This window comes from Sphingobacterium sp. UBA1897 (genome assembly GCF_002337775.1).
In the GTDB taxonomy this organism is placed as follows: Bacteria; Bacteroidota; Bacteroidia; order Sphingobacteriales; family Sphingobacteriaceae; genus Sphingobacterium; species Sphingobacterium siyangense.
Genome location: NZ_DDGR01000023.1, coordinates 369367 through 395925, shown reverse-complemented (window position 1 = coordinate 395925; position 26559 = coordinate 369367). Strand labels below are relative to the sequence as shown.

The 26559-nt window shown below is 41.0% G+C and carries 26 protein-coding genes; 13 read left to right on the top strand and 13 right to left on the bottom strand.

Annotation, left to right across the window (positions count from 1 at the left end; all coding sequences use genetic code 11):
* Positions 1–26 precede the first annotated feature (26 nt).
* Both B4N43_RS15025 and B4N43_RS15020 read right to left on the bottom strand, forming a co-directional pair.
* A complete protein-coding gene (locus B4N43_RS15025) occupies positions 27–2318 on the bottom strand; it encodes a xanthine dehydrogenase family protein molybdopterin-binding subunit (RefSeq protein WP_075993702.1) in 2292 nt (763 codons plus the stop codon).
* Between the two features lie 23 nt (positions 2319–2341).
* Positions 2342–2812, bottom strand: a complete 471-nt coding sequence (locus B4N43_RS15020; protein WP_075993703.1) for a (2Fe-2S)-binding protein — start codon at positions 2810–2812, stop codon at positions 2342–2344.
* Positions 2813–3083: 271 nt separating this feature from the next.
* Here B4N43_RS15020 and B4N43_RS15015 point away from each other — a divergent pair, with 271 nt between their 5' ends.
* The 8 genes from B4N43_RS15015 (at position 3084) to moaCB (ending at position 10525) form a co-directional block, all read left to right on the top strand.
* Entirely contained in the window at positions 3084–4214 is a 1131-nt protein-coding gene (locus B4N43_RS15015; RefSeq protein ID WP_286735484.1) for an XdhC family protein, read from the top strand.
* Positions 4215–4222: 8 nt separating this feature from the next.
* Positions 4223–5203: a GTP 3',8-cyclase MoaA gene (moaA, locus tag B4N43_RS15010; RefSeq protein WP_286735483.1), complete on the top strand. Its 981-nt coding sequence runs from the start codon at positions 4223–4225 to the stop codon at positions 5201–5203.
* A complete protein-coding gene (gene glp, locus B4N43_RS15005; RefSeq protein WP_286735482.1) occupies positions 5200–6969 on the top strand; it encodes a gephyrin-like molybdotransferase Glp in 1770 nt (589 codons plus the stop codon). The genes moaA and glp overlap by 4 nt, the downstream gene beginning before the upstream one ends.
* 7 nt (positions 6970–6976) lie before the next feature.
* Entirely contained in the window at positions 6977–7711 is a 735-nt protein-coding gene (locus tag B4N43_RS15000; protein WP_286735481.1) for a sulfite exporter TauE/SafE family protein, read from the top strand.
* A gap of 133 nt (positions 7712–7844) precedes the next feature.
* Complete coding sequence (locus tag B4N43_RS14995; protein WP_172840724.1) at positions 7845–8072, top strand: MoaD/ThiS family protein; 228 nt, start codon at positions 7845–7847, stop codon at positions 8070–8072.
* A gap of 3 nt (positions 8073–8075) precedes the next feature.
* Positions 8076–9182 carry a HesA/MoeB/ThiF family protein gene (locus B4N43_RS14990; RefSeq protein ID WP_075993708.1) on the top strand — a complete coding sequence of 369 codons (1107 nt, stop codon included), beginning with the start codon at positions 8076–8078 and terminating at the stop codon, positions 9180–9182.
* Positions 9175–9615, top strand: coding sequence for a molybdenum cofactor biosynthesis protein MoaE (locus B4N43_RS14985; RefSeq protein WP_075993709.1), 441 nt, complete (start codon positions 9175–9177; stop codon positions 9613–9615). The genes B4N43_RS14990 and B4N43_RS14985 overlap by 8 nt, the downstream gene beginning before the upstream one ends.
* A gap of 1 nt (position 9616) precedes the next feature.
* Positions 9617–10525: a bifunctional molybdenum cofactor biosynthesis protein MoaC/MoaB gene (moaCB, locus tag B4N43_RS14980; RefSeq protein ID WP_286735480.1), complete on the top strand. Its 909-nt coding sequence runs from the start codon at positions 9617–9619 to the stop codon at positions 10523–10525.
* On the opposite strand, the gene B4N43_RS14975 is transcribed toward moaCB, so the two are convergent.
* The gene (locus B4N43_RS14975; protein WP_286735479.1) at positions 10522–11664 is read right to left on the bottom strand and encodes a cysteine desulfurase family protein; all 1143 of its coding nucleotides are present in this window, start codon (positions 11662–11664) and stop codon (positions 10522–10524) included. The two genes, moaCB and B4N43_RS14975, sit on opposite strands and share 4 nt — an antisense overlap.
* A gap of 459 nt (positions 11665–12123) precedes the next feature.
* Here B4N43_RS14975 and B4N43_RS14970 point away from each other — a divergent pair, with 459 nt between their 5' ends.
* Complete coding sequence (locus B4N43_RS14970; protein WP_286735478.1) at positions 12124–12966, top strand: chromate resistance protein ChrB domain-containing protein; 843 nt, start codon at positions 12124–12126, stop codon at positions 12964–12966.
* Positions 12967–13109: 143 nt separating this feature from the next.
* Positions 13110–13586, top strand: a complete 477-nt coding sequence (locus B4N43_RS14965; protein WP_216640388.1) for a hypothetical protein — start codon at positions 13110–13112, stop codon at positions 13584–13586.
* Between the two features lie 163 nt (positions 13587–13749).
* Here B4N43_RS14965 and B4N43_RS14960 read toward each other — a convergent pair whose 3' ends face one another.
* The 6 genes from B4N43_RS14960 to B4N43_RS14935 form a co-directional block, all read right to left on the bottom strand.
* On the bottom strand, positions 13750–14088 hold the full coding sequence (locus B4N43_RS14960) for a hypothetical protein (RefSeq protein WP_286735477.1): 339 nt from the start codon (positions 14086–14088) through the stop codon (positions 13750–13752).
* 188 nt (positions 14089–14276) lie between these two features.
* On the bottom strand, positions 14277–15389 hold the full coding sequence (locus tag B4N43_RS14955) for a glycoside hydrolase 100 family protein (protein WP_075993715.1): 1113 nt from the start codon (positions 15387–15389) through the stop codon (positions 14277–14279).
* Positions 15390–15400: 11 nt separating this feature from the next.
* The gene (locus B4N43_RS14950) at positions 15401–16543 is read right to left on the bottom strand and encodes a glycosyltransferase family 4 protein (RefSeq protein ID WP_075993716.1); all 1143 of its coding nucleotides are present in this window, start codon (positions 16541–16543) and stop codon (positions 15401–15403) included.
* Positions 16540–17214, bottom strand: coding sequence for a PIG-L deacetylase family protein (locus B4N43_RS14945; RefSeq protein ID WP_075993717.1), 675 nt, complete (start codon positions 17212–17214; stop codon positions 16540–16542). Before B4N43_RS14945 ends, B4N43_RS14950 begins: the two co-directional genes overlap by 4 nt.
* Before the next feature lie 704 nt (positions 17215–17918).
* Positions 17919–18290, bottom strand: a complete 372-nt coding sequence (locus B4N43_RS14940) for a response regulator (RefSeq protein ID WP_075993718.1) — start codon at positions 18288–18290, stop codon at positions 17919–17921.
* 111 nt (positions 18291–18401) lie between these two features.
* Entirely contained in the window at positions 18402–18986 is a 585-nt protein-coding gene (locus B4N43_RS14935) for a ferritin-like domain-containing protein (RefSeq protein ID WP_286735476.1), read from the bottom strand.
* A gap of 377 nt (positions 18987–19363) precedes the next feature.
* Here B4N43_RS14935 and B4N43_RS14930 point away from each other — a divergent pair, with 377 nt between their 5' ends.
* Positions 19364–20539, top strand: coding sequence for a GAF domain-containing sensor histidine kinase (locus B4N43_RS14930; protein ID WP_083663722.1), 1176 nt, complete (start codon positions 19364–19366; stop codon positions 20537–20539).
* Positions 20540–20736: 197 nt separating this feature from the next.
* Here the strand turns inward: B4N43_RS14930 and B4N43_RS14925 are convergent, their stop codons facing one another.
* From B4N43_RS14925 to B4N43_RS14915, 3 genes are all read right to left on the bottom strand, one after another.
* Complete coding sequence (locus B4N43_RS14925) at positions 20737–20859, bottom strand: hypothetical protein (RefSeq protein ID WP_257787001.1); 123 nt, start codon at positions 20857–20859, stop codon at positions 20737–20739.
* A gap of 281 nt (positions 20860–21140) precedes the next feature.
* Entirely contained in the window at positions 21141–23363 is a 2223-nt protein-coding gene (locus tag B4N43_RS14920; RefSeq protein WP_075994922.1) for a glycosyltransferase, read from the bottom strand.
* Positions 23364–23670: 307 nt separating this feature from the next.
* Complete coding sequence (locus B4N43_RS14915) at positions 23671–23979, bottom strand: hypothetical protein (protein WP_286735475.1); 309 nt, start codon at positions 23977–23979, stop codon at positions 23671–23673.
* A gap of 109 nt (positions 23980–24088) precedes the next feature.
* Here B4N43_RS14915 and B4N43_RS14910 point away from each other — a divergent pair, with 109 nt between their 5' ends.
* A complete protein-coding gene (locus tag B4N43_RS14910; protein WP_286735474.1) occupies positions 24089–24685 on the top strand; it encodes a hypothetical protein in 597 nt (198 codons plus the stop codon).
* Position 24686: 1 nt separating this feature from the next.
* Here B4N43_RS14910 and B4N43_RS14905 read toward each other — a convergent pair whose 3' ends face one another.
* Positions 24687–25718, bottom strand: a complete 1032-nt coding sequence (locus tag B4N43_RS14905; RefSeq protein ID WP_286735473.1) for a hypothetical protein — start codon at positions 25716–25718, stop codon at positions 24687–24689.
* 216 nt (positions 25719–25934) lie between these two features.
* Here B4N43_RS14905 and B4N43_RS14900 point away from each other — a divergent pair, with 216 nt between their 5' ends.
* Positions 25935–26528, top strand: a complete 594-nt coding sequence (locus B4N43_RS14900; RefSeq protein ID WP_286735472.1) for a hypothetical protein — start codon at positions 25935–25937, stop codon at positions 26526–26528.
* Positions 26529–26559 lie beyond the last annotated feature (31 nt).

Sequence of the window (26559 nt, the reverse complement as noted above, 5' to 3'; positions counted from 1 at the left end):
ATGGTGCTTATTTTAATTCATTGTGCTTAAATACTTAGATCAATTGGCAAGGTATAGATCCGCTTTCCTGTTGCCGCATAAATCGCATTACAGAGTGCCGGTGTAAATGGCGGTACAGGGGGCTCTCCAACTCCGGTCGGTTTTGCGTCGCTATCGATAATATCCACATGGATCTGTTTGGGGGAATCCGGCATCCGAATGATCTGATACCCGTCAAAATTACCCTGCTCTACCTGACCATCTTTTACCGTGATCGTACTTTTGAGTGCCAGACTTGCGGAAAATTGTGCGCCACCTTCAAATTGTGATTTGATACGGTCTACATTGACGGCTAGTCCGCAGTCCACCACATAGTAGACATTGGGAATACTGATTTTCTTGTTCTGATCCACATTGACCTCTACCACGCAGGCAACGTACGTTAAAAAGCTTTTATGTGCCGCAAAGCCCAGGGCAGTACCTGCTGGCATGGATTTACCCCATCCGGAAAGCTTGGCTACGCGCTCGATCACCTTTTTCATGCGTGCTGTATCCCAAGGGTAATCTTCGATCTTTTCGCCATAATTGGGATAGCTTGTCTTGATCAGTTCCTGCTCAAAGGTAATGTGGCGGTCTTCACCTAGTAGCTCCAGGGCATTCGAAACGGCATCCATTCCTCTTGCTTCAGCAATTTCATCGAGCATTGTCGCAGCGGCAAAAACCTGTGGAATATTACGTACAGACCTCAACCAGCCAATCCGCAGATGGGCTTTAGCATCATGCGTAGCAATATTTATTGCTGGAACATTGTAAGGGAAATCTGAAGCTCCCAACATTAACTCGCCGTCGCTGGGCTGTACCACTGATAAATCCTCTGTCGCAGAGATAGACGGATTAGCAATATGATGGGCCCAGCCACTCAATTTATTTTGGCTGTCGATGGTGGCGACAATACGCTGTACACTCATGGCGTGGTAGTAATCATGACGAATATCATCCTCACGTGTCCACTGAACCTTGATCGGCAGACCAGATTCTTTGGCCAATATTGCTGCCTCCAGGATAAAGTCAGGTTTTGACTTTCTGCCAAATCCGCCCCCCAGGAGGGTTACGTTCATTTTTACCTTGTCCACTGCCATACCCAGTTCGGTGGCTACTGCATCACGTGCGCCCTGCGGATTCTGTGTACAGGCCCACACTTCGCAGCTTCCGTTTTTCACGACAGCCAAAGCACAGGGCGGCTCAATGGTGGCATGCGCCAGGTAAGGAGCAATATACGTGTGTTCAATAACTTTTTTTGCATTCGCTTTTGCGGCGTTGAAATCGCCACGTTTACGACGGAGTGTTCCCTCCTGTGCCACCACCTGCTTAAGTTCTTCGATCTGCTTGGCTGAATCGTAGCCGGCATTGGGTCCCATCTCCCATTCAACCTCCAACAAGTCCCTGGCTTTTATGGCGGCCCAGGTATTTTCGGCGATGACAGCCACCCCAGCCAATGGTTTGGATAAGGTGGCTGGCAGTCCGGCACCCTTGATCGTAATCACCTTGAGAACACCCGGCACAGCCAGGGCTTTACTGTCGTTTACGGCTTTTACTTTGCCGCCCACGACCGGGCACCGTTTAATGACCGCAATTTTCATCCCTTCGACAACGGCATCAATTCCAAACACGGCTTTTCCGGTGACAATATTGTGCAGATCAATGATCGGGGTTTCTTTGCCGATCATATTGAACTGCTGTCTGTCTTTCAGTTTCACTTCGCTGGCTTTCGGAATAGGGAGGGTTTTTGCAGTTTCTACCAGATCGCCAAAATCCTTTTTCTTGCTGGATTCCCGTTGGATAACCTGTCCATTTTTGGTATCCAATTGGTCTACGTCAACGTTCCATTCTTTGGCTGCAGCACGAACAAGGAGTAACCGCGCTATAGCACCGGCTTCCCGCATGGGTTTATAAAACATCCTTACTGAAAAGGAACCGTCTGTGTTTTGGTTACCATATTTTTTTTCATCCCCTTCAGCCTGGATGATTTCCACCTTCGTCCAGTCGGCCCCCAATTCGTCAGCAATAATAAGGGGAAGAGACGTGCGGATACCTTGTCCCATCTCTGAACGATGTGCGACAATGGTCACTTTGCCATCTGAACCAATTGTTAAATATACATTTGGAGCCACAGTAGCCACTTTTTTACCCTTGTCATCACAGCTAAAGAAGCTTACACCCAGAACCAAGCCACCAGTAAGCAAGCCGCTGGCTTTTAAAAAGTCGCGTCTAGAAACAGTAAAAATCTCCGAATTGACCCGATCGGTTTTTCTTTTTTGAAAAGGAGCTAATATTTTCATCTTGTTTATATTTTTGATAATACCTAGCCGTTTGTAACGGGTGTACCGGCTGCTTCTAAAATGGCTGCTTTGATTCTATTATATGTACCGCAGCGACAGAGATTGCCCTGCATTGCTTGCTCGATCTCGGCTACTGAAGGTTTCGCATTTTTCTTCAAAAGAGCTGCCGCATTCATGATCTGTCCGGTTTGGCAATAGCCGCATTGGGGTACGACATATTTTTCCCAGGCCTCCTGAACAGGGTGATCACCTTCCTCTGAAAGCCCTTCGATTGTTGTAATTTTACCCTCACCGATCGCAGAGACCGGAAATGAACAGGATCGGATTGCAGTATCGTTGAGATGTACGGTACAGGCACCACATAGCGCTTTTCCACAACCAAACTTGGTCCCTTTAAGACCTATGATATCACGGAGTACCCAAAGCAAGGGCATATCCTCAAGCACATCAACTTCGTGCTTTTTGCCATTTACTAAAATTGAATATTTTGCCATAATCGTTGTTTTTTCTTGTTTATGTAAGCGATATATTATCGGTTAAAATGGGATAAGTTTTCTTACTATACGCTAGCATTCAGTTTATTCTGTGGTACAAAATCGTTAATTAAATTAATCAAATAATTATACATTTTACAGATGTTTTTACCATTATTACAGTTTTGGTGTTTTTTAACGTGTAATTCATTAAATTTGATAAACGGCATTGTATCATATTGCTGTTAATTTAATCATTATATCCGCGTTCCACTGTCTTGCCCGTAGTTGCATGAAAGAGATTAAAGACATTGTTTTAGCTGCCGATGTAGCTGCTTCCGAAAATATAAGGATGGTGCTTGCCACTGTGGTTAAGGTTGAGGGTTCCTCCTATCGAAGACCCGGGGCCCGCATGCTTGTAACAGAAGACGGGCAAATGACGGGAGCCATCAGCGGCGGATGCCTTGAAGGAGATGCCCTAAAAAAAGCCCTCTTAGCTATCCATCAACAGAAAAATCGACTCGTCAGTTACGATACGAATACAGAGGAAGGTTCGTCAATCGGGTTACAACTGGGATGCAACGGTATAGTTCATATCCTTTTTGAATATATAGACCTACAACGAAAGGATCATCCCATCGCGTTGCTGCAACGCTTGCTTCAACAGCGTGAAGAAGGCTTGTTGATTACGTTCTTTTCTACGGACAGAAAAGGAGAACAAAAAGGAACCCGCTTACTTATTAAAGATCTGAAGGAGCAGGCTTTTGCCCTAGATGCTCACTATTCACCACTGAACGAGCATATCCAATTTGCCAAAAGAGCACGAAAATCGGTTCTCACTTCCTTTCAGGAGAATGGTCAAAGCAGTGAAGTACTCATTGAGTACCTCGTTCCTACGGTGCACTTGGTTATTGTCGGTGCCGGTAATGATGCGCAACCTGTCGTAGAGATCGCGCATCTGCTCGGCTGGGAAATTACGGTGGTTGACGGACGTGCCAGCCATGTCAATACGGCACGCTTTCCAAGAGCTCATCAGCTTATTGCCGCACCAGCAGTTGAGATCACAGCTAAATTAAGCATAGATCCATGGACTGTTTTTGTGTTAATGACACATAACTATGCTTACGATCTCACACTCCTTAAAAACTTGATGCACACATCGACACGTTATATTGGCTCTTTGGGTCCAAAGACCAAATTACTACGCATGTTCGACGATATGCAAGAGGCTGGTGTGACCGCTACCGAAAGTCAACGAAACATTATTTACGGCCCAGTAGGACTCGATATCGGTGCCGAAACTTCCGAAGAGATCGCTATAGCAATCGTTGCAGAGATCAAGGCTGTGTTGAATAATAGGCCGGCAACTTCATTAAAGTTCCTCAAAACGAAAATACATACTGAATACCCCACAATAATTTAGAAGACATCATGCTGACGGATACATTTGGACGGATACACAACTACCTGCGCATATCGCTTACCGATAATTGCAACCTCCGTTGTTTCTATTGCATGCCGGAGGAAGAGTATAGCTTTACCCCGAATGATAAATTGATGCAGGTGGACGAAATTGAGCAATTGGCTGGATTGTTTGTCGATCAAGGAATCAGCAAAATCCGCCTTACAGGAGGTGAACCCTTGGTTCGCAAGGATGCAGCCGACATTATAGCACGTTTGTCCAAACTTCCGGTTGAACTTCATATGACCACCAACGGAATCCGTATCAACGACATGTTGCCTCAGCTTGTGGACGCAAAATTCAAAAGCATCAACATCAGCCTGGACACCTTGCAACCCGGAAGGTTTTTTCAGATCACACGAAGGGATTATTTTGACCGTGTACGTGCCAATATAGACCTTTTGCTTAAACATGGAATTCATACCAAGATCAATATGGTGGTAATGAAAGGCATCAATGACGATGAGATTTTAGATTTTGTTGCATGGACAGCGAGGAAGCCGATAGAAATCCGTTTTATCGAATTTATGCCATTCAGTGGGAACAAGTGGAGCAGCAACCAGGTGTACACACAGGCCGATATTCTAGCGACTATTCAGCGGAGCTATCCCATAGAACCGATCACTGCAGGTCCACACGATACCGCTAAAGCATTTTCGATTGCCGGACACGTTGGGCGTATTGCTATTATAAGTACAATGACGGCCCCTTTTTGCGCAGGATGTAACCGGATACGGCTTACAGCAGATGGAAAACTCAAAAATTGCCTATTCTCTACGAGTGAAACTGATCTGTTGACAGCATTAAGGACCGGCAATGAAGTACTTCCATTGATAAAAGCTACCATTAGCACCAAAGCAAAGGAATTAGGGGGACAATTAACAACAGATTTTGAACAAATAGACACCGATTTTCTCAAGAATCGGAGTATGATAACGATTGGCGGATGATAAAACAAACTGGTATAGTCATATTAGCGGCCGGAAATTCTTCGCGGCTCGGCCTCCCGAAGCAGCTGCTCGAATTTGAAGGTGAGACTTTATTGCGACGTATCAGCAGGGAAGCGCTGGCGATACCCAATGCCAAGGTATCCGTTGTGATAGGTGCTTATCCCGACCCTATCAACACAGCGCTGAAGGACAGTAATGCCGCTGTGGTAATCAATCCACATTGGACAACCGGGATGTCTACCTCTATTGGTGTAGGCTTAAGGGAGTTATTAAAACATCATCCCAATCTGGATCGTTGTATAATCAGTCTATGCGATCAGCCTTTCGTTGACCGACATGTCTTTCAGCAGCTTATCCAATTGGCCGATAGTACTGATAAAGGTATTGTAGCAACCGGTTTTTCAGGCATATGGGGCGCTCCGGTACTTTTTGACAGAAAATATTTTGAGCATCTGATGTGTCTGGAGGGACAACAGGGGGCTAAAAAAGTAGCCGAGCAATTTCCCGACGATCGTGTCGTATTTTCTTATGAGGACGCAAAGTATGATATCGATACGCTAGACGATTATTTCAATCTCCCCCATCAGTTTATCAGTGTTCAGCAGGCCAAAGATATTATCCATCATCATCTGCCTGAGCCAAAACAGCTACGGTTCCCCCTCGAGGAAGCCTTGGGCTATACCTTGGCCCAAACCGTTGTTGCAAAGCAGTCAATTCCTGCTTTTCCGCAGTCATCCATGGATGGTTATGCTATTCGGTATAGCGACAAAGAGCGGGAACTTTCTGTCGTGGACAAAATTCCTGCAGGCACCACAGTCGAAAAAATATTGACAGCAGGACAGGCGATGCGCATTTATACTGGAGCTCCTCTGCCTCGAGGCGCAGATACGGTAGTGATGCAGGAAAAAGTAGATTTGAGCGATACAAATACAATCCAGATTCGCGATGAAGCCCTACAATTGGGGGACAATGTACGTCCCAAAGGGTCAGAGGTGCAGGCCGACAGCATCGCCATGCTCCCAGGAACATCATTGACTCCGGCTGCTATTGGCTATCTCGCAGGCATCGGATGCAGGGATGTTCTTGTTACTGCGCCCCCACGGATACAGCTTATTCTCACCGGAGACGAACTGAAACCTATCGGTACGACACTTGGATATGGAGAAGTTTATGAGTCTAACTCCTATCAGCTAAAAGCTGCATTACGGCAGCAAGGCATACTACAAGTTGAAAGTCGGCATGTGCCGGACGACAGAAGCCAGCTCCAGGCAGCTTTAGAGCATGCATTGAATGAAGCGGATATGGTTCTTTTAGTTGGTGGAGTCAGCGTGGGCGACTATGACTATGTCGTGGATGCGGCTAAGGCCAGCGGTATTAAACAGCGTTTTCATCGTATTCGTCAAAAACCGGGAAAACCACTCTTTTTTGGCACAAGAAATGAAAAGTTGGTGTTTGGGCTACCGGGCAATCCTTCCTCTGCCCTAACCTGTTTTTACCTCTATGTGGCCCCCGCATTGGAGCATATGATGCAGCTTCCGCAACGTACACGTTCCATCAAAACCCATACAACACATGCTTATAGTAAAAAGCCCGGTTTAACTCATTTCCTTAAGGCACGATACGATGGACATGCTGTCGAACCATTACACGCGCAAGAATCTTATCGCCTCCAATCGTACGCCCAAGCCAATTGCCTGCTGATTCTCGAAGAGGATAGCAAAGGTTGTGCCGCTGGCGACGAAGTTTTTATCCATCTTTTAACCTAATTGAGCCATGCAATTGGAGCTTTTTTATTTTTTTCTTTTTATGCTGGCTTTTCTTTACGCATCGGTTGGGCACGGTGGTGCAAGTGGCTATCTGGCATTGATGGCACTCTATGGAATTGCGCCACAGGAAATGAAACCTACAGCATTGGTGCTTAACCTCTTTGTCTCTTTAACATCCTTTATACAGTATTATAGGGGGCATTATTTCAAACGAAATCTGTTTTTGATGGTCGCCATTGCCTCTGTTCCCATGGCTTTTATAGGCGGCATGATCACCTTGGAAGATCATTTGTACAAGAGGTTGCTGGGGCTACTGCTGCTTTTTCCTATTTTTCGATTTTTCTTTTTTAAGAGCCCTGCCGAAGATGAGCTCAAACCGTACAACAGTTTTGGTGCACTGGTAATTGGTGGCATTGTGGGACTACTTTCAGGCATGATCGGTATTGGCGGCGGAATTATCCTCTCCCCTTTTCTGATCCTGCTTAAATGGACCGATCAAAAACAAACTGCGGCTATCAGTGCTACATTTATTTTTGTAAATTCATTGTCGGGACTTGGTGGTATGCTCACAAAAGGTATTTCGTTCAATGCCCATATGTGGGGATACGTTGTGGTAGCTTTCCTTGGAGGTCTACTCGGAGCCTATCTTGGATCAAAAAAATTAAAACAGGATGCGCTGAAGTATGTACTCGCTACAGTTCTTTTGGTTGCAGCCTATAAATTATTGTTTACATCAGCTTAATAAATTTTAAAAAAATAGGACTGATCTATTTATCCAAATCGGATAACATAAAGAAAGCGAACAAGTCTTTCAATTGTGAGATGAACAAAGTAGGATAAAAGAGGCGAAACTTTGACAAAAAATGAATAAAAAAATGAAAGTTCACGTAAAGACCTTTGGCTCCTTGACCGATATATTGGCAAAGGAATTTTATATAACAGCTAACGATACAACAGAGTTATTGGCAACATTATCGCGCGACCATGCCGAATTGGCACAGCGCAGCTTATTGATAGCCGTAAACAATACTATTATTAAGACACCGGTAACATTTCAGGAAAATGATATAGTTGCCTTAATGCCACCCTATTCAGGAGGATAAGCAATGCGGAATGAACGGTATTCGAGACATTATGTCCTCCCGGGTTTTGGTGAATTAGGCCAACAAAAGCTGCAAACTGCCCGCGTACTGGTCGTTGGCGCTGGCGGTCTTGGCTGCCCTGTGCTCCAATATCTGGCAGCAGCAGGGGTCGGAACACTCGGTATCATAGACCATGATCATGTGGGGGTGAGCAACCTGCACCGCCAGGTTCTGTATGATACCAACGACATCGGCCGAGCTAAAGCTGAGGTAGCAGCGGGTAAGCTCAGGCTGCAGAATCCTGAAATTGAGATCCGCTATTGGGCGGAACAACTGCATTCGAATAATGTCGCCGACCTGATCAGTTCGTACGACCTGATCATGGATTGTACAGATAATTTTGCTGCACGATATCTACTTTGCGATGCTTGCCGTTTATTGGATAAACCGTTGATTTTTGCTGCAATCTATCAATATGAGGGACAGGTAGCTGTATTCAATATGGCCGACAAAGAAGGCATAAAGACAAATTATCGGCATTTATTCCCTGCAGCCCCAACAACCTTGGAAGCTCCCGACTGCAATGTAGCGGGGGTATTGGGTGTATTGCCCGGTATGATCGGAATATTACAAGCAACAGAAGCCATCAAGCTATTAACCGGCATCGGTACCGCCTTGATCAATAAATTAATGACGGTCAATATGCTTGATAATAGCAGTTATATCTTTGAAATCCCCTTTACGGCATCCGCAGAAACCATTTATCCACAAACTTTAGCTGAGTTGAGTACGTTTAACTATGAGCAATACTGTGCTTCGGAGAGCCAATTTATACAGGCCATAGATGCACAAGAGTTTGTTGAAATGTGGTCCGCAGAGGATGTTGTGCTTGTCGATGTACGCGATCCAAATGAACTTCCGCGTCTGTCCCAGCCACATCTATCCATTCCGCTTTCAACATTACCTGCACAAATCAAAAATATCGATAATACACGCGTTGTTTTTATCTGTCAGAGCGGAAAACGGAGCCTATTGGCTGCCCAGTACTTTTACGAACAGACAGATGCCGGACAACAAATATTCCATCTGGACGGCGGCATGGTCGCCTTAAAAAACTATATAAATGAGTAAACAAAAAAACGACATATTTTTTCAAGGACCAATTCCGGCCACTTTGGTTGCGGAAGCTATCTCAAAGCACTATAATAAACCTGAAATTGGTGCACATAGCATCTTCCTGGGACAGATCAGGGCTGATCAGATCGATGGAAAGGCCGTAAAATCTATTGATTATACGACAAACCGGGAACTGGCCTTACTTAAAATGGCGGAGATACGCGAAGCAGTGCTTGATAAGTATCCATTAGCCTGTATGCATGTTTATCATAGCGAAGGCGAAGTACAGGTTGGCGAAATTTGCTTCTTTGTATTCACGTCGTCAGCACACAGGCGTGCAGCGATGGATGCTTGTGACGAACTTGTTGAACGCATAAAAAAAGAAATGCCCATTTGGGGTAAAGAATTATTTGAAGACGATACGCATCAATGGAAAATTAATAGATAATATGGTTGATATTACACATAAAAGTGCGACGCTGAGGAAGGCAATAGCAATGGCCACGGTACTTGTCTCTTCTGAGAATACCGTCAGGCTTATTGAACAGCGACAGGTTCCGAAAGGCGACATATTTGAATTTGCACGTGCCTCTGCATTACTCGCGATCAAGAAAACTGGTGATATGATCCCTGATTGTCATCCTTTACCAGTTGAATATGCTGCGATCCGATATACCGTAGCGGGCTTACAAATTCATATTGAAGTTGAAGTACATACGATCTATAAAACTGGTGTGGAGGTTGAAGCTATGCACGGCGCCTGTGTTGCAGCGCTCGTTATTTATGATATGCTTAAGCCCATAGACAAACAGGTGGAGATAGGTGGAATCCGATTACTTGAGAAAAAAGGCGGTAAGAGCAATGAATCGTTGCCTTGGGTCGCAGCGCTTAAAGCTGCAGTCGTGGTTTGTAGCGATTCGGTAACCCGAGGAGAAAAAGAAGATATCTCAGGCAGGCTTCTGTGCGATCTTTTGGAAAAGCAAGGCTTGCACGATATTGCCTATGCGGTAATTGCTGACGAAACGAGTGCAGTACAAGAACGTGTGGAACACTATGGGCAAGCTGGTATAGATCTTCTGGTATTTACGGGAGGCACAGGACTCTCGGACAGAGATATTACGCCAGATGCTGTGGCACCATATATTACCAAAGATATTCCCGGAATTATGGAAACGGCAAGACAATACGGGCAGCAGCGTGTTAAAACAGCCATGTTATCACGAGGTATTTCAGGATTTGCCGATCGCATGTTGGTACTTACCCTGCCCGGATCACCGAATGGTGTACGCGAAAGTATAGGCGCATTATTTCCACAGGTGCTGCATGTCTTTCAAGTGAGGGAAAACCTTGGACATTAAGTCCTCAGCTTTTCGACAAGCTGTTTGATCCGCATAATGGTCTGGCTGATTTCCACTTCACGCGTAAATCGGCCCAGACTAAATCGAATGGACGATAAGGCATCCAAATCTGATAACCCCATAGCCTTGAGCACATGTGAAGGCCTTGAGGTCACTGCAGAACAGGCCGAGCCGCTCGATACCGAAATTGTTCCTAATCGGGTAATCAGCTGCTCTGACAGCACACCTGTAAAACGGATATTCGTCGTATTGAAAAGTCTATGCGTTTTACTCCCATTTATAAATGTATCTGGTATAGTAAGAAGTTCGCTTTCAAGATCATCTCGGAGCTGTTCTACACGGGATTGATCTATCGTTAAATCTTTAAGTGCAATTCGCAAAGCAGCAGCCATCCCAATGATACCGGCTGTATTGACAGTTCCGCTACGCCAGCCCTGTTGCTGTCCGCCGCCATGAATTTGAGGTATCAAATGTTCTTTAACCCGACTGGCGATATACAGTCCCCCGATTCCTTTCGGTCCATAAAATTTGTGCGATGAAAAAGCCATAAAATCAACATCAAGGTGCTGGAGGCTTATGTCCATTTTTCCAACCGCCTGTGTTGCGTCACATAGAACAAAGGCATTGCCCTGATGCGCTATTTCACTGATCTGTTTTATCGGTAAGATAATACCCGTTTCATTATTCACCAGCATAGTACAAATTAACAGCGTATCTTCGCGAATACTTTCCTTAAGCAATCTGAGATCGAGCATGCCTTGAGGATCTACCTTTAGATAGGAAACTTCAAATCCCAATCGCTCCATAAAAGCGCAGCTATCCAAAACTGCTCGGTGCTCTGTGGAAATGCTGATAATATGTTTCCTGGACGAAAACTGGAATCCTTTTAGGACCAAGTTAATTGATTCTGTGGCACCCGAAGTGAAAATGATATTCTTGGCCTCCGTACCCAGTCTATCAGCGATGTCTTCGCTCGCCTGATCCATAGCATCCTGTATGGTTAAACTAAATAGATGTGCCCCACTTGAATTGGCATACTCCGTTCTAAAAAATGGAAGCATTTCATTTAAAACACGCTCATCTACCGGGGTGGTCGCATTATAGTCAAGATAGATAAAGTTTGAATTTATACTGTCCATTTATTTAATATTTATTGATGCTTGTGGTTAACAACAAAGCAGCCAGTAATGATGCAATTTTTTTCATTATTTAAAGTTAACTTTTTTATAATTGTTTCCTTATTCAAAACGGTCAGAAAACCTCTTGTCTGTGCCCACACCCCTGCGATAGAGGCCCAGATAAAAAATATAGGAAGCGAGTACGAAAATACGCTATGATATTTCATAGTATATTTACTCAAAAAGGGGCGCAACTTTGGTTCTGAAATCACCGACAGCAATTGAAATTGTAAGACAAAAATTAGAAAATTTCGAAGCAAGATTGGAGACGATAAATCGGGACAACAATTCAAATATTGAAAGAATATGACTTTACTACTTGCGATTGCAGCGATGTTCTTTTTCAAAAATCTAAGTAGAAAAGCAGTTTTATTCTAAAAATACCGATCTTAATAATAATTTAAACCTCACATAGATATAATGGATTGGATAACTCGAGAGCGCCCAAAGATAGATAGAATAGCGTGCCCATGGATCATAAAAAGGTTTATAGATCCGGAGGCAAATATACTTTTTGTCCCGACCGATGAGATTCATGAAATCGCCACTAGGACTGGTGCCGTACCATTCGATATTCCCAATGTTGAATATACGCATTATGATGATCAATGCACATTTGATTATTTTATCAAAAAGCATAATATAAAGGACCCGGCATTAATTCGGATAGCAGCCATCGTTCGGGGCGCAGATACGGACAGACATGATATATCAGCACAATCTGCCGGACTGGAAGCTATTTTTTCGGGTTTAGCCTACAATGTTCAAGATGATTATCAGTTATTGGACCTTGGAATGATCATCTATGATGGTCTGTATAGCTGGTCCAAACATCTCTATCAATTACGGCATAGCAGAGAGAATCCTATCGAAAACATCTTCCTTCAAATTTATCATCGTTACCTCAATGAAAAACAACAGGAAAAATCTCCCGAGTGGACTGTTGCGCTACGGCAAATGATACAAGATCAAATTGATACAAATACTGCACTCAGTTTAAGTCAGCTTTCGGAAGGACTTGACATTAGTCCAAGCTATTTATCCAGAGAATTTTCAAAATATTTCGATAACCTCAATTTCGGTGAATATATCCGTAAAAAACGTATTGATAAATCAATTGAACTGATGGAAGATCCTTCTCTAAGTCTAACGGAAATTGCATATTTGACAGGTTTCTCGGATCAGAGCCATTACACACGTATCTTTAACAAGTTTATGGGTTGTAATCCCTCCACATATCGAAAAAAAACACGAAAAAAGTAAAGAATATACAAAAGGGTAAATAACGTTCTATTTTAGGCAGGTCTGCATTCTTTATACTTGTATATACAGTATAATGCGACTATATGTTCCCAAATAATCGACACCACCCGACATTCAAGTTTAAGATAGGTCTATCCTTTTTTATGATAGTACATATTTTTTCAAAATTATTGGCTCAGCAAAATGATAAAGCATTCAAATTGAATACTTATATCGGTATTGTACATCCTATCGTGTCATATTCTGCAAGTAAGTTCACCACAAATTTTAAAGACAGCTATCTAGTCGGCATTCCTACAGGCTTAAACGTGCTTAAATCAGGACACTTGGGATTTTCTATAGAAATGGTTCCTTATATAAAAGTTCAAAGTGGGAAGAGCAAAATGAGTAACTTTCTATTTCATCCAGGTATTTTATTTCCATTAGGCAAAGACTTTACATTTGTAGGAAGAGCTGCATTTGAAACTTCGGGAAGATACGGTATCACACCTGTCGTCAGTAAAATTATCACGCATGGTCAGGTCGGAAAACTTTTTCTAGCAATCCCTTTTCCAATTAGGTTTGGTAATGAACAGCGTACTACTGTATCGGCTGCTTTTCAATTCGGTTACATATTCTAGCGGTTTCTTATCATAAACATTTCGTTTCTCAATCCATTGTTTGTAGGCTTATGGCTAATTTTAAAAAGTCTCCTTCACGTAGAACTGTCCTCAAAACGCGCCTACTCTTTGCGGGGAGTGGACGACTTCTTCTAAGGCCAGTAAGCTCTAGAATAGCTGAATATTAATCCAACTTCTGATTATCGAGAGGTAAATCATCCACTTGCTTTTCGCCGATGACGACATCACCACGGATGGATCTTAAGTAGCCTTCAAAAGCGATATTCAATCCCTCAATAACCACTTTATCATGTGCATCAATTTCCCCAAGTATTTTCTTATCGTCATAGCTATCGCCAACAATTGCCAAAACGCAGCTCGTGCTTTGTTGTGAAAAAAGGCCAACACCTATTATTTCCTCACCAAATTTTACAAACCATGTTTCTTCATTATGGTCGTCGGTAGTATTGGGTATATGTATCGCCTGCTGCAGGTCTTCACACTTAATGAGATCAAAATTCATTTGCTTTGTTTATGTTATATATAAGACAGCGTTGAACAGAATATTGTTTTTTAGGAACCGATGACTTCCAAAAATGGGAAATAAAAATGTTGAAATTTCGATATTAAGTTTAACAGTCAAAATGGAAATTTGCGCTGTAAAATTTAAACGTGCATCTACTTTATTTGGAGTAACGGTGAATAGAACATTTACAAAAAAGGCACCGTCCGACTTTCAACGCATTTGGCAGCATATAGATATAAAGCTGCACTCCAGGTCTGCCAATCCTGTCCACTAGGTATTGCATCTTGACTTTTGATCCATTCGTTGAAACCGTATTCTAATCTAAAATCTACAGCCTTCTTAACAAGCACTGTGAGTGAGAGTAATTTTACCTCTGCTAGATCAAATCGCTGTGCTTTCACTAAGGCGGCAATATAGAAACCACAGACAAAAGGCCATATTCCACCATTGTGATAATCGCCAGGTTGATTGTACTGGTTATATCGTTCATGCCATTCGCTATCTCCCGGACAAATAAATGGGAAAAAATTAGGGGGCAGATCTATAGCTAACTGTCCTTCTTTCTGCATAGACTTGCAGGAGGATTCCACCCAATCTATGATGGCGTCTGCCTTTTGGGAAGATGCTATCCCGCTAAGTATGGCAAGGCTATTGCCCAGCAGATCAAACTTTCCGCTATGGTATAATTTATATGTCCATAGGGCATAATACTGATCTTCATTAGCAAATAGAATATTCACTCCATTTGCGAGCCTATCAGCACGCTCCTGATAACCTAATAATTGAAGAGCATTGTGATATATGGCATTAACATACAACCCATACCCCAATACCCACTGTTCGTCCCGCCAGTCGCTAGTGGGTTGCTGGGCAACAACCCCGTCATCCGTAGGACTCTGGTACGTCATCCAACGTAGCGACTTGTTAACGGCACGCCCTAGAAAATTTGTATTTCCTGTCATTTTGCGGTATATTCCTACAGCCATGAGAAACAACGGTGTTGTATCACTTGCCCCCAAATTGTTAGGATCATAGACAATGGATGGTATATGGCCATGTACTGTCTGGGTGATTGCTAAAACTTTCAAAACACTCTTTATACTATCATAAAGCTGCATATTATGAGTACTAGCAATGCCAAGGATTGAAAATAAAAGATCCCGGGTATAAGGTTCCGGATACCCCCAGCCCGCCGTGCGCGGAAGGTGATGGAATGGCCCACTACTATTATTTAACAATACTCCTTCAGCAGCTAGCTTTGCAGCATTGATCTCCTCAAATTGTTTTTCGGTAAGCATTGCTCCTCTAATTAGTTGATCTTGAAATATTTTTCCATGATTTTAACAAATCGCTTGGCTACTACCCTGTAGTCGAATCGTTCTTCAACTCTTTTTCGCCCAGCTGCTCCCATTGTAGTACGAAGGGACGCATCTCGCATCAATCTAGACAAACAATCTGCAATATCATTAACGTCCGCCCTGTAATCTACGGTACGAGGTATATCAAAATGGATAATATGATTGTCCTCATAACCAGATTCAGTACCTAGTATAACGTTGTCGACGACAATTTCTTTGGCTACCCCTGCTAAAAGAGCCGTTTCTCCATGAACGAGTGTATCAAGCATGCCCATCGCACGGATACCAACAACAGGTTTACCGCATGCCCCTGCCTCAACCTGGGGCATACCAAAGCCCTCCAATCTGGAAGGAGCTGCGTAGATATCGCAAGCACCGATTAGATAGGGCATAAAATCGCGCGAAACAGTATTTGTTGCATATATTACTTTTTTACTAATCCCTAATCGTTCGGCGAGGTCGTGATCAGATTGATTTTGAAAAGAGGTGCGCGGCTGTGGCCATACTTTACAAACATATTTCCATGGAAGCACATCCCTGTCGATTAAGGCAAGTGCCTCCATAACTTCATTTGCGCCTTTAGAAGCTGCATCTCCACCAATAGTTAGAATCATAATCTCGTCTGGCGACACGCCAAGCTGTTTTCGTACCGCAACGATTTTGGGATCGTAATACGCATGTGGGACAAAAGAATCCGTAGGACAACCTACAGGAAGCACCTCTATCTTATCTCCTGAAATGCCGTCCCTAACATACATTTGTTTAACCCAATTAGAAGTAACCAAAATAAGTGGTAATTCGTTAAGTATTTCATTATAATTCGCAATATATCCATCGGCTACAAGCCATGGTACAGCTATTCTTCCAAAAAGTTGCGGATGCACGACGATCGACGGAACATGCCCCCAATATCCAATACCAACGACAACATCTGGCTTGAACCAATCATAATACCATTCTTTCTCCTGACAAGATTGCCAATGCGCCGCATGAACATCAACACCTATTGCCTGCAATCCCTTATAAAGTAGATCGCCCTGTGTGGACAAGCCCCCCGGAGATGGTGGGTAATCGTATAATAATAAGACTCTCATACCAATACTCCTCCTTTAGACAACCAAACCATAGCCTTTCCGGTATCTGTAAATGACCAAAACGCTTCTGTACTCGGGGTTGTAATCACCTCCCAGCCCTCCTTTGGATAACCGTATATTCTATTCATAATATCATACTTGGTATCATAAATTGCAAGATTGAGCTGATTTTTTATCGGAGCCATTTTATGTGGTCGCGGATAAAACTGACGATTGCCATCGTGATAGGCAAATGTCCAAAGTTCCTTGCTTTTTATCTTTCTGTTTTTCCAGAGCTTTATAACGGCTTCGCTAACTTCAACATGTCGTCTGTGATAAGTATACTCGCCTGAAGGATTATGTGTGATCACGAGGTCATAAACAATAGGTGGCAACAGTGCGAGAATAGTCTGTTGAAGTTCGGATTCGTGCAACGGCACCTGTCGGACCCCATCATCAAGACATCCCATTGCACCATTTGCTCGTAGCACTCTAAGTGCAGCATCGAATTTTAAAGCACGGTCGGGATCATCGCCCCGACATACACTTATTACATACACCTGCCAATCAAAATGTTCGAGAATTGTACCGCCTGCCCAAAGTGTCTCATCGTCGGGATGCGCAACGATTACAGCTATTCTTTTTTTTGCCGAGGCTGTATCGGCAACAATGGATGGAATAACATTTTTCATCTCTTTTATCCTTTAATTTTCTTAGGCTGATGTATCAGCTAGAATCTAGCATATTGTCATCGGATGAACCTTCCTCCACTATCACACTATAATCCGTATATATTTCTGCTAATTTGTATCTCATATCAGCTATCGTTCTTTAGTTACTATTTTTTCTTCAACTCTCTTAAAAGATGTGCTAAATAGTCTGTTTGTACTTTTTGAATCTTCAGTAGTTTTTTGCTTTGCTAAATGAGTAGGTGGTCCATCTATTCACTCAGGAACTTGATCTTCAATTGTATACCTGTCTCCATCAGCTTAAAATTTACTAAATAATAGTATTATCGATTCATAATAAAGTTCTGATTTATACCCCACTACACGTTATACATTTAGACAAATTTGTTATATAATTGGTAGATTTTCCGATATAATACTAAAGTTCTTCGAGATTTTTTCGCTTTCTTAATAGGAGTTTTTCCCCTAATTCAATGGATTTATAAAGTATTCCCAATTTGTCGAGTTCAGACTTTACCATCATTTTGCAACGACGGCTTACCATATTTTGAATGATTATTTTCCTGTCTGCATATCCATTGGGATTAAAGTCATCATATGTTAAACGAAGCTTGCTTATAATTTGTCTTTAAATAATTGTTTGCTACTCATTTGATTTACGATGCAAGGACCACGGAATTTTAAACGGTTTGAGACCAAATACGATATTAAGATTCACTTTCATAAACAAATCTCCGTATATAGTTTTCCAAGTCGATAAGATCAAAAGGTTTAGCTAAAAATCCATCGGCTCCACATTCCACTGAAATACTCCGTCCATCGATATGACCTGAAATCATAATTACGGGCAGCTTATCATGTTTAGATGAACTCCTGAGGTCTCGCAGTACTTGGTCTCCGTTACGTGCAGACATATGAATATCCAAAAAAAGAATATCAGCATCTATACTGTCCAACACGTCTATCAGAACTAAGCTATTCGCTACCGTTATAACTATCGTATCTTGATCCTCCAATACTATAGAAAATGCATTCAGTATTTCTATATCATCATCACACACCACAATTTTCTTCTTCATCTTGAGTTTTTTAAATTCTATTGATCAGAGATACATTTTTCAGAGATCATCATTTATAAAAAATGGATCTTACAGACGTAAGATCCATCCATTTTTTTTGTTTAGTAACTCTTATTTAGCTTTTGTATTGAGGTTGGTATCCGCCAAGGCAGTTAAATCAGAATCACATTTTTTTTCTTCTGAAAGAGTCTCACGCAAAAGCTGAATGGCCTCATTGTACTTCAAGACTTTAGCAAATGCCGCGAGCGTACCATATGTGGCAATTTCGTAATGCTCAATCTTTTGGGCAGCTGCGATAATACCTGCATCTCTAACGGTTCCTTCTTCGGTTTCCTCGATAATATGTTCACCTTCTTCGATCAACCCTGCCATTGCAGCACATCGCTCTGCTTTAGGCTTCAGCTCCAGAATATCGAAGCACTGTTCCAAGCGTTTCACATGATCTTCGGTTTCCAAAAGGTGTTTGGAAATCGCTTTTTTTAATTTCTCAGCGGTAGCGTTTTTTTCCATTTTGGGCAATGCTTTTATCAAAGCTTTCTCCGCCCAATAAATATCTTTAAGCCCGTCTTCAAATAGCTCGGCCAAATCTTTTGCAGCATCGGATCCTGAACGCTTTTTCGTGTGGTCTGTGGATTGTTTCGTCATCGTTCCATTTCCAGACTTTTCACTTGCGTTACTTTTAGTTGTTGTTTCCATTTTTTAAAGTTTATTGCCCTAGAGCTTTTAAATTAGAACATCCATCGAACAGTATTAGTTCTATTAGCAGAGCTATCACCTGCATTTCACGTGTATATTCCAACGAAGACGTATAAAAACATCTTTTTGTATTGAAAATCAAGATCTTTTTAACTGGAATAATAAGTATCTCCAATTGGGATCCCCCCTCTCTGATACATTTAGATTCTAAAAAACGATTAAATTTTGCTTATATTTAGACATAAAGTCCGCTAACACAAGATTCGAACAGAAAATCAAACATCTTATTCTACAATTTGTAATTATATAGTCATTCCTTACAAAGTGATATATTTTGGTCATTGATATTGACTTCGATTTCACCAACAGCAACAGATATGAAAGAAAATAATGATACCATCTCCCATTTGCTCATGCGGATCGAAGATATTCCTGCAGTAAAGAATATATTGAACACCATATGTCTATATACAGGAATGGATCTAGGGCTGGTGACCTCTCACAATGGCCATCAATGGATAGCCTGTGCTGTACGGGATTCGCTCGGAGTCGGAGTAACAGCGGGGCAGCAGCTCGAATTACATTACACCTTAGGAGATGAGGCACATGATAAACATGCTCCTATTATTATCCCCGATATCGACCACTGTGAAAATGAAGATTGGAAAAGAAAATTGCATGCAAAAGGTTTTAAAAGTTATATCGCATTCCCGATCGTTGACAATGATGGATTGTTCTTTGGAACCCTCTGCACGATAGATTATAAAGCCGTGTCAATTGATAGAGAACGAATAGCACCACTATTTGAACTTCTAGCTGAACTGATCAGTTTTCATTTGGGTTCGATCGCCAAAATAAAAAATACCCAAGCCCTGTTAGGTGAAGAATTACAATACTCTGAACGCAGGGATACGCTATTATCCGTGTTGGGGCATGACCTAAAAAATCCATTGAGTGCTGTTATTACCTTATCGCAATATCTCGCCGACAAACTCGAGAATGCAAAACATAAACAAACGGCCAAGCTTATTTATGATTCGTCCTATAGAATGAAAGGTCTAATAGATAACATGCTTGATTTTGCCCGGAGTAAACTCGGCACGGGAATACATCTGAACAAAAATCTGGTCGAATTAGATAAAGTGATCCTTCAGGCCCTTCGTGAGATCCAAACAAGTGCACCCCACAGAAAAGTACAGACAAATCTCGGAGCAAAACATCCAGTAACATGCGATCATGAGCGTATGGCACAGGTGTTTTCAAATCTCATAGGAAATTCATTCCGACATGGTTGGGCAGAAAATACAATCGTTATAAAGTCCTCTATTGAAAGTGACAGATTTATCTTCCAGATAGAAAATGATGGCCATCAGATAGCAGCGCCTATATTCAATAACCTATTTAAGCCCTTTGTTGGAAGAAAAAACCAGAAAGAAGGTGGACTGGGATTGGGCCTTTATATTTCCAAACAGATAATCACGGCTCACAGCGGTGATATCCATGTCAAATGCTTTGATGAAAAGGTGGTTTTTACCCTTTGGATACCAATATGATAGATGCTTTGATCATATTTTTATGGGATTTATGCTCGACAATTAAGCATCATAAAGATATAATATACGATACTCAAATTCAGTTTTGTTAAAGAAAAAAGCGAGCAAAAGCCTGGTCTAATAATCCAGCCTTTGTACCCGCTCCAAATTAATCTGCCTTTGTGCAAGAGCAAACAATAAGCTATCTTTTCAATTGCCTATTTCTTTTTTTTACGGAAAACATTCTCCGTTAAGTCTTTCGAAACAGAATCTTTTTCTTTTTGATAAGAAGATTGCGTTTTCTCTTTTGTGCTTTTTTCCTTTTTAATGTCTTTACTCATGATGTATGGATTTTATAGTGCGTATTATCCTTTTCCCTTTTCAATGTTTATACTTGATCGGGAGGAATAAAAGTAAACTAAAACGTGTTCTCTCTTTGAGGTACGCTAGCAGCTAGTTGTTGAACTAAAAATTTCCGGAAAATATATTGTGGAGAATTTAAAGATAAAACAAGTGTATTTATCATATTGGACCTACGAAATGGGGTTATATGAAATAGTAGATCATAGTATTAAATATACAAATAATAATTGACAATGAAGCAACTACTGTTCAAAAGAAACTAACTCATAGGTTCGTGCGTATAATCCTCCATTTTAAGTCTTGCCATTAGATAGCTTATGGTGGATTCTGCACCTTGATTGATATTGATAGCATGCTCTTCCAGTCCATCAAAACAGCCTCCGGTAACAGGATTATAAACAATCTGTCTAATATGATTCCGTCCCAAAAACCAGTCGAATACTATTCGGATGGTCTTCTTATATTGCTCATCTTTTGTAAACTTATAGAATCTATCTAGTGCAATAATAGTATAAGCAACATCAATGGGCTGCTCTCCGCCCCTGCCCTCGGTTCTCAGCTGGCCACGATGTGCCCAGCCTTTGTTGGAAATCACATGAATCTCTTCGTCGACAATAATCCTGCTCAATAAGAAATCAAAGGATTGATAGGCGATATCTCTATATCTGTTGTCCCTAGTTGTCTCATAGGCGATCAACATGGCTTCTGGAATAACACTATTGCCATAAGTCATATAAGATTCATACCATTGCCAATCTGAAGAGCTCTCATGTTCAAACATAGCTGCTAGACGATCTGCCAGGACTTCTATGCTAGCCTTATAATTTTTGCCCTTCATAAAACTTAGGCCCTTAATGGTAAAGGCCATCGATCTTGTCGAATAGTAAACTAATGCATGCTTGGATGCCCGCTCCAAAAGCTCTATTGCAAGTTTTACTATCCTTTCAGGCAAAAGATTAGCCATGCCCACCACTTCACCCAAAGCCCAAACAGCTCGGCCGTTGGCATCTTCAAGATTCTCCTGTTTATTTTGTATTGTAAAATTGCCGCTCCTGTCTACATAATTCAGAAATGTACCATCTGCTTGCATACAATAACCTATAAAATCCAGATATTTCTGAATCAGAGCAATGGTTTCATATGATTCATATATTTTATAGTGATGTAACATCGCTATAAGTGCTCTTGCATTGTCATCCAACGCATAACCGCTTGCAAGGTCGGGCATAGAGATATCCGCAAATTGAACAAATCCACGTTCTTCAGACATCCGAAAAATATGATCCAGGTTGACGGGGGGAACTGAGTATATCATTTCCCTCTTTTTATCTATAAGTAACTCAAAAAGATAAACATGAGCTATAGCAACGTTCTGCCAGGAGGTTTTAACCATCTTTTGAAGATTCACACGATGAATCTTGCCTAATTTAAGTTCATCATCCAAAATTTGATTGACTGCAGCCGCAAGCTGGTCAGAAGCTTCAAAATCAATTATGGTCCCCATATCTTCCTTTAAAACCTCTTTTACGTGTGGGATTGGTGTTGACACAATGGGACAGCCAGAGCTCAGCGCATAAGAAAATGTTCCACTAACCGCCTGTAAAGGGTCTTTTGACGTAAAAAGATACACATCGGTGATCGACAGATAGGACAATAAATTTTCTGTTGAGAGAAATTCATTAACAAAACGGACATGATCTGAAATGTTATATCGGTCTATTATTGTCTCAAGTTTGTTTCTATACGTCTCTCCCTCATATCGTAAAAGATTGGGGTGTGTCATCCCCAAAATAAGGAACATTACATTTGGATTTTGTTCGATAATAGCGGGTAGCGCATAAAGTGTAGTCTCTATACTCTTACTGGGTCCAAGTAAACCAAATGTACTGAGGATTTTCTTGTCCACGAGACTGTATCGCTCAAGAATGGCGTGTTTATCCGTCGCTGGAGCTAAATGCGTGCCATGCGCTATTACGGTTATTTTACTCGTAGGAATTTTGTAAGTACTAGTAAGGATATCGGCGGATCCCTGTGTCATCACGATGATTTGCGAACAATTATAAGCAATGGCATATACATGTTCGAGCAGCATGCGGTCTGGTGCTGGCAACACCGTATGGAAAGTCACGACAATAGCAAGTTGTGCTGAATTAAGATCCTTGAGAAAAGTTATGAACTCAGTTTCTTGACCAACGAAAAGGCCAAACTCATGTTCGATACAGATCAATTTAATATCCTGATCAAACAAAATGTTTTCAAGAATAGTGTCGAAAGAGAACGGGTTTGTTATATCTAATTTCCCTAGTGGACCATCTTCCTGAGACGTATTGTCATCTACTATCGGTATAGGAATTAGTCGATAAGACTCTTCAAATTTACTCGCGATAGCCTTCATTAGATCTGTTGTGTAAGTTGCAATACCGCAGGCGCGTGGAGGATAAGTGGATAGGAAAGCTATTCCTCTTTTTGTTGCTGAAATCATTGTTGGATTTTTAAGTGAAGTCCTTGCATACGATCTTCTTGTATCTTTGACAAGGTGCTGCACGTAGGGAGGTTTATAAATATACAAAAATAAATTGAAAGAAAATTTTTATTATGAGGGTAACAAGAGCAATATATATCCGATAATTTAACGCTGCCAAAATTTAATAAGAAGGAAACAGCCCGTTGAAGCTATTCAACTAATTATTTTTTTAATAAATCGGCAGCCCTTACAATCGATGAGAAGTTGGTTATAACATCCAACAATGAAGACATATTATTTACAGGTTATTGAACTTCGAAGTCTATCATTCACCTGATGCTTTTAAGGCTTTTATCTTTTCTACCAGCAACTTTAGTACTGGTTTCCTCGCGATTAAATTAAAACTCCAGATATCATCCGTGATGAAAACGTAATGTCCATCAAAACTGTAGATATAATCGCCCCCTTCCAGTCCAATTAACCAGGCTTCTTTCTTAAGGTCAGGGTAAGTTCTCAAAACCTTCCAGCAATATTCTTTAATTTCCGCCTCTTCCTGAAAATCATCGAGCAAGCGTAAAATACTGCGCTTTTCGCTCAGCCCATATAGGGATAACATTTCATCGATCTCATTCATAAAAGTATGTAATCCAAGAGCAATTTACATGCAATTCACTAATTACCAACAAAATATCCATATATTTATTATAAAAGGTTATGGTTTTTTACTAGAAATTCAACTTACGATGAAGAGCTATCAATTTCGTTTTAATAACCGCAGCAAAACCTCAGCCATTCTTGTTTGGTTTTTTACGGTTTTATTGGCTATTACACTATCAACTACCCTTTTTCTTGTACGCCCTGCACATGACCTCTCGAGCTGGTTGTTACTGATATTATTTCCGTTCCTCTTAATAGCTATTTATAAACTATTTAAGACGACTTCCGAACGACAATCGACAGAAATAGTAACGCTGAATAAGGACGGATTTACAAGTGCCTGTTTTGGTTCGGTTTTATTTTCCGACATAAGTGCAATCAACATTCCTGCCCGTGAAATATCATTGTTGGGCGGAGAAAACTATGATTACTACAAAAAAAACGACGTAGATACCCCTAACATTGTGATTTCGATTACGACCGACAGAGGCGATATATTTTGTTGGAGCTTAAATGAGTGGGGTGGCTTTTACAACTCAAAAGAGGACTTTTCTGTTTGTTTTGACTTTCTGACTGCCTTAACCGATCAACTGGTTCAATGTTTTCAATTAGAAGAATCGCCTAAAAGTTATTTAAAAATTCTCGATGAAAATGGAATATGGAAAAGAAGCAATGGTTATTGAGTTAGTAAAAGCTATAAATTGCCTTTAGAATACGATCTTCAAAATAATGAGCCTTGGCAGCATCTGACTTTCGTTGTATAGAGACCAAAAAGCCTTTTTCATCATAACTCATTCCCAGCTCACTTACTTTTCGTCCGTTCCAACTATCTTCCATTAGTTTCAGGTTTCGGTTTTGGTCGTAGACATACTTTTCGGTTTTGGGATCAGGGGAAGAAGGTGCATCAGTGAGCTGTACCAAAAGTCCGTCTTTGAATTGATACAATTCAGATGGTGTTTTCTCGACAGCACAGCCATTATGTAGAAACAACACTACCGGATGCCCTTTCAAATAGTAATACGTCTTTTTTTGATAACACGTGTCTGAACCGCCGCTATTTTTACTAAAATTGAAATATTCGGTACGTTCTTCTGCCTCGAATTCGTTTTCGGTATAGGAACGATATTGCATGGAAGAAAAATCATTATTCGCTGTCATTTTCTTCCAAAGGCTTTCGTCCGGTAAAGCACCTTCTAAAATCATGTTGTCCACTCCGGGAAATTGCTCTCCCTGCCAATCATTGTTTTGTGGCCTATTTGGAATCTGAGCATTCAATGTGAAGATTCGGATGATATCAATTTTATTATTCTTATTGTATTGGAAGCTACTCACTTTTACGATGCCATTGGAATAATCTATCCTTGCTTTTTTATCGATGAGTCCGTTTAAATTATAAAAATATCTGGTATAAAAAGCGGTATCAGATTTTTCGTTATTATATCGTATGCTCGTCATACTTACCACCATACCGTCGGTGTTAAAACTGTAAATATATTTCATACCAATCTTCTCTTCACTCTGCAGTAGAATGCTTTTTACTTTATTACTTTTCATAAAAGCAGGATTGAATGAAAAAACAGTTTTTGTAAAATAATCATCGTCCTCCAATGGGGTGACCTTATAGAATGGGAGCACCTGAGCCTTTCCCAAAGCCACAATACAAAAAAACAAAATAAGGGTTAAGAAGTAGCTAAGATTATGTTTTGTGTGCATCATAAAGAAAAATTTTTGTTCTTTTAAAATCGGGGGTTTCAGAAAAATCCAATTTACCCAAAAAACTTAGATAAATGGCATCAAATTTCCCGATGTCATCATTCGTAGAATTCATAATTGATATATACAATATGAGCTATTTATTGTAGCTTTATCTCCAGCTAGTTAATCTTAATAAAGTCTACAAAGAATATTTGTCAGCCAATATCTGCTTTAGAAATGAAACGTATAATAACACTATTCCTAGTTTTTTTATCAATACAGATTAATGCTCAAGATCTTAAAAACCTCAATGATGTCGCAAGTAACGAAGGTATACCGAAAGGGAAAGCTATTATCTATGGCAACTTCATACAACGATTAGGATTCAGCAGTGGCGGTTTTCCGCAGGACATACGTTTGATCAATACAGATACAAAGGAGGTTTGTGCATTTAGAGTGAAACCAACATTCAAATCATCAAAGGAAAATATCTTCATATATACTATCGAGCCGGGTAACTACGCTATTCTAAATTATTGGTGGACCCATAGTAAGTGGTATGGTGGCAAAATGTTTACAGAATATATTTTTAAGAATACGGATACAACGGATGGTTTTGAAGATAAAGTAAACGCTGGTCTGATAAATATAGATGAATTAGAACGCTTTACTTTTAAGATCACAGAAAACTCATTAAACTATCTGGGAACCTGGCATTTTAAAACCCCTCCAGTTTCATTCACGGATGACAAAGTCATACTCGACAAGAAAATGGAAGATAGGTACAAAGCCATTGACTTTTCCCAAGCTAAGCTAGTTATACCAAACTAATAAGCTCAAATCTGGAAATGAAGAACATGTA

Bases quoted from the DNA above. Each gene is read 5' to 3' on its own strand.
- B4N43_RS14955 (WP_075993715.1), bottom strand. From the start codon at position 15,389: ATGCTTACCGAAAAACAATTTGAGGAGATCAATGCTGCAAAGCTAGCT.
- B4N43_RS14995 (WP_172840724.1), top strand. From the start codon at position 7,845: ATGAAAGTTCACGTAAAGACCTTTGGCTCCTTGACCGATATATTGGCA.
- B4N43_RS14970 (WP_286735478.1), top strand. From the start codon at position 12,124: ATGGATTGGATAACTCGAGAGCGCCCAAAGATAGATAGAATAGCGTGC.
- glp (WP_286735482.1), top strand. From the start codon at position 5,200: ATGATAAAACAAACTGGTATAGTCATATTAGCGGCCGGAAATTCTTCG.
- B4N43_RS14910 (WP_286735474.1), top strand. From the start codon at position 24,089: ATGAAGAGCTATCAATTTCGTTTTAATAACCGCAGCAAAACCTCAGCC.
- moaCB (WP_286735480.1), top strand. From the start codon at position 9,617: ATGGTTGATATTACACATAAAAGTGCGACGCTGAGGAAGGCAATAGCA.
- moaA (WP_286735483.1), top strand. From the start codon at position 4,223: ATGCTGACGGATACATTTGGACGGATACACAACTACCTGCGCATATCG.
- B4N43_RS15025 (WP_075993702.1), bottom strand. From the start codon at position 2,318: ATGAAAATATTAGCTCCTTTTCAAAAAAGAAAAACCGATCGGGTCAAT.
- B4N43_RS14945 (WP_075993717.1), bottom strand. From the start codon at position 17,214: ATGAAAAATGTTATTCCATCCATTGTTGCCGATACAGCCTCGGCAAAA.
- B4N43_RS14900 (WP_286735472.1), top strand. From the start codon at position 25,935: ATGAAACGTATAATAACACTATTCCTAGTTTTTTTATCAATACAGATT.
- B4N43_RS14935 (WP_286735476.1), bottom strand. From the start codon at position 18,986: ATGGAAACAACAACTAAAAGTAACGCAAGTGAAAAGTCTGGAAATGGA.
- B4N43_RS14905 (WP_286735473.1), bottom strand. From the start codon at position 25,718: ATGATGCACACAAAACATAATCTTAGCTACTTCTTAACCCTTATTTTG.
- B4N43_RS14965 (WP_216640388.1), top strand. From the start codon at position 13,110: ATGATAGTACATATTTTTTCAAAATTATTGGCTCAGCAAAATGATAAA.
- B4N43_RS14990 (WP_075993708.1), top strand. From the start codon at position 8,076: ATGCGGAATGAACGGTATTCGAGACATTATGTCCTCCCGGGTTTTGGT.
- B4N43_RS14915 (WP_286735475.1), bottom strand. From the start codon at position 23,979: ATGAATGAGATCGATGAAATGTTATCCCTATATGGGCTGAGCGAAAAG.
- B4N43_RS14950 (WP_075993716.1), bottom strand. From the start codon at position 16,543: ATGAGAGTCTTATTATTATACGATTACCCACCATCTCCGGGGGGCTTG.
- B4N43_RS14975 (WP_286735479.1), bottom strand. From the start codon at position 11,664: ATGGACAGTATAAATTCAAACTTTATCTATCTTGACTATAATGCGACC.
- B4N43_RS14925 (WP_257787001.1), bottom strand. From the start codon at position 20,859: ATGAGTAAAGACATTAAAAAGGAAAAAAGCACAAAAGAGAAAACGCAA.
- B4N43_RS14930 (WP_083663722.1), top strand. From the start codon at position 19,364: ATGAAAGAAAATAATGATACCATCTCCCATTTGCTCATGCGGATCGAA.
- B4N43_RS14920 (WP_075994922.1), bottom strand. From the start codon at position 23,363: ATGATTTCAGCAACAAAAAGAGGAATAGCTTTCCTATCCACTTATCCT.
- B4N43_RS15020 (WP_075993703.1), bottom strand. From the start codon at position 2,812: ATGGCAAAATATTCAATTTTAGTAAATGGCAAAAAGCACGAAGTTGAT.
- B4N43_RS15015 (WP_286735484.1), top strand. From the start codon at position 3,084: ATGAAAGAGATTAAAGACATTGTTTTAGCTGCCGATGTAGCTGCTTCC.
- B4N43_RS14985 (WP_075993709.1), top strand. From the start codon at position 9,175: ATGAGTAAACAAAAAAACGACATATTTTTTCAAGGACCAATTCCGGCC.
- B4N43_RS14960 (WP_286735477.1), bottom strand. From the start codon at position 14,088: ATGAATTTTGATCTCATTAAGTGTGAAGACCTGCAGCAGGCGATACAT.
- B4N43_RS14940 (WP_075993718.1), bottom strand. From the start codon at position 18,290: ATGAAGAAGAAAATTGTGGTGTGTGATGATGATATAGAAATACTGAAT.
- B4N43_RS15000 (WP_286735481.1), top strand. From the start codon at position 6,977: ATGCAATTGGAGCTTTTTTATTTTTTTCTTTTTATGCTGGCTTTTCTT.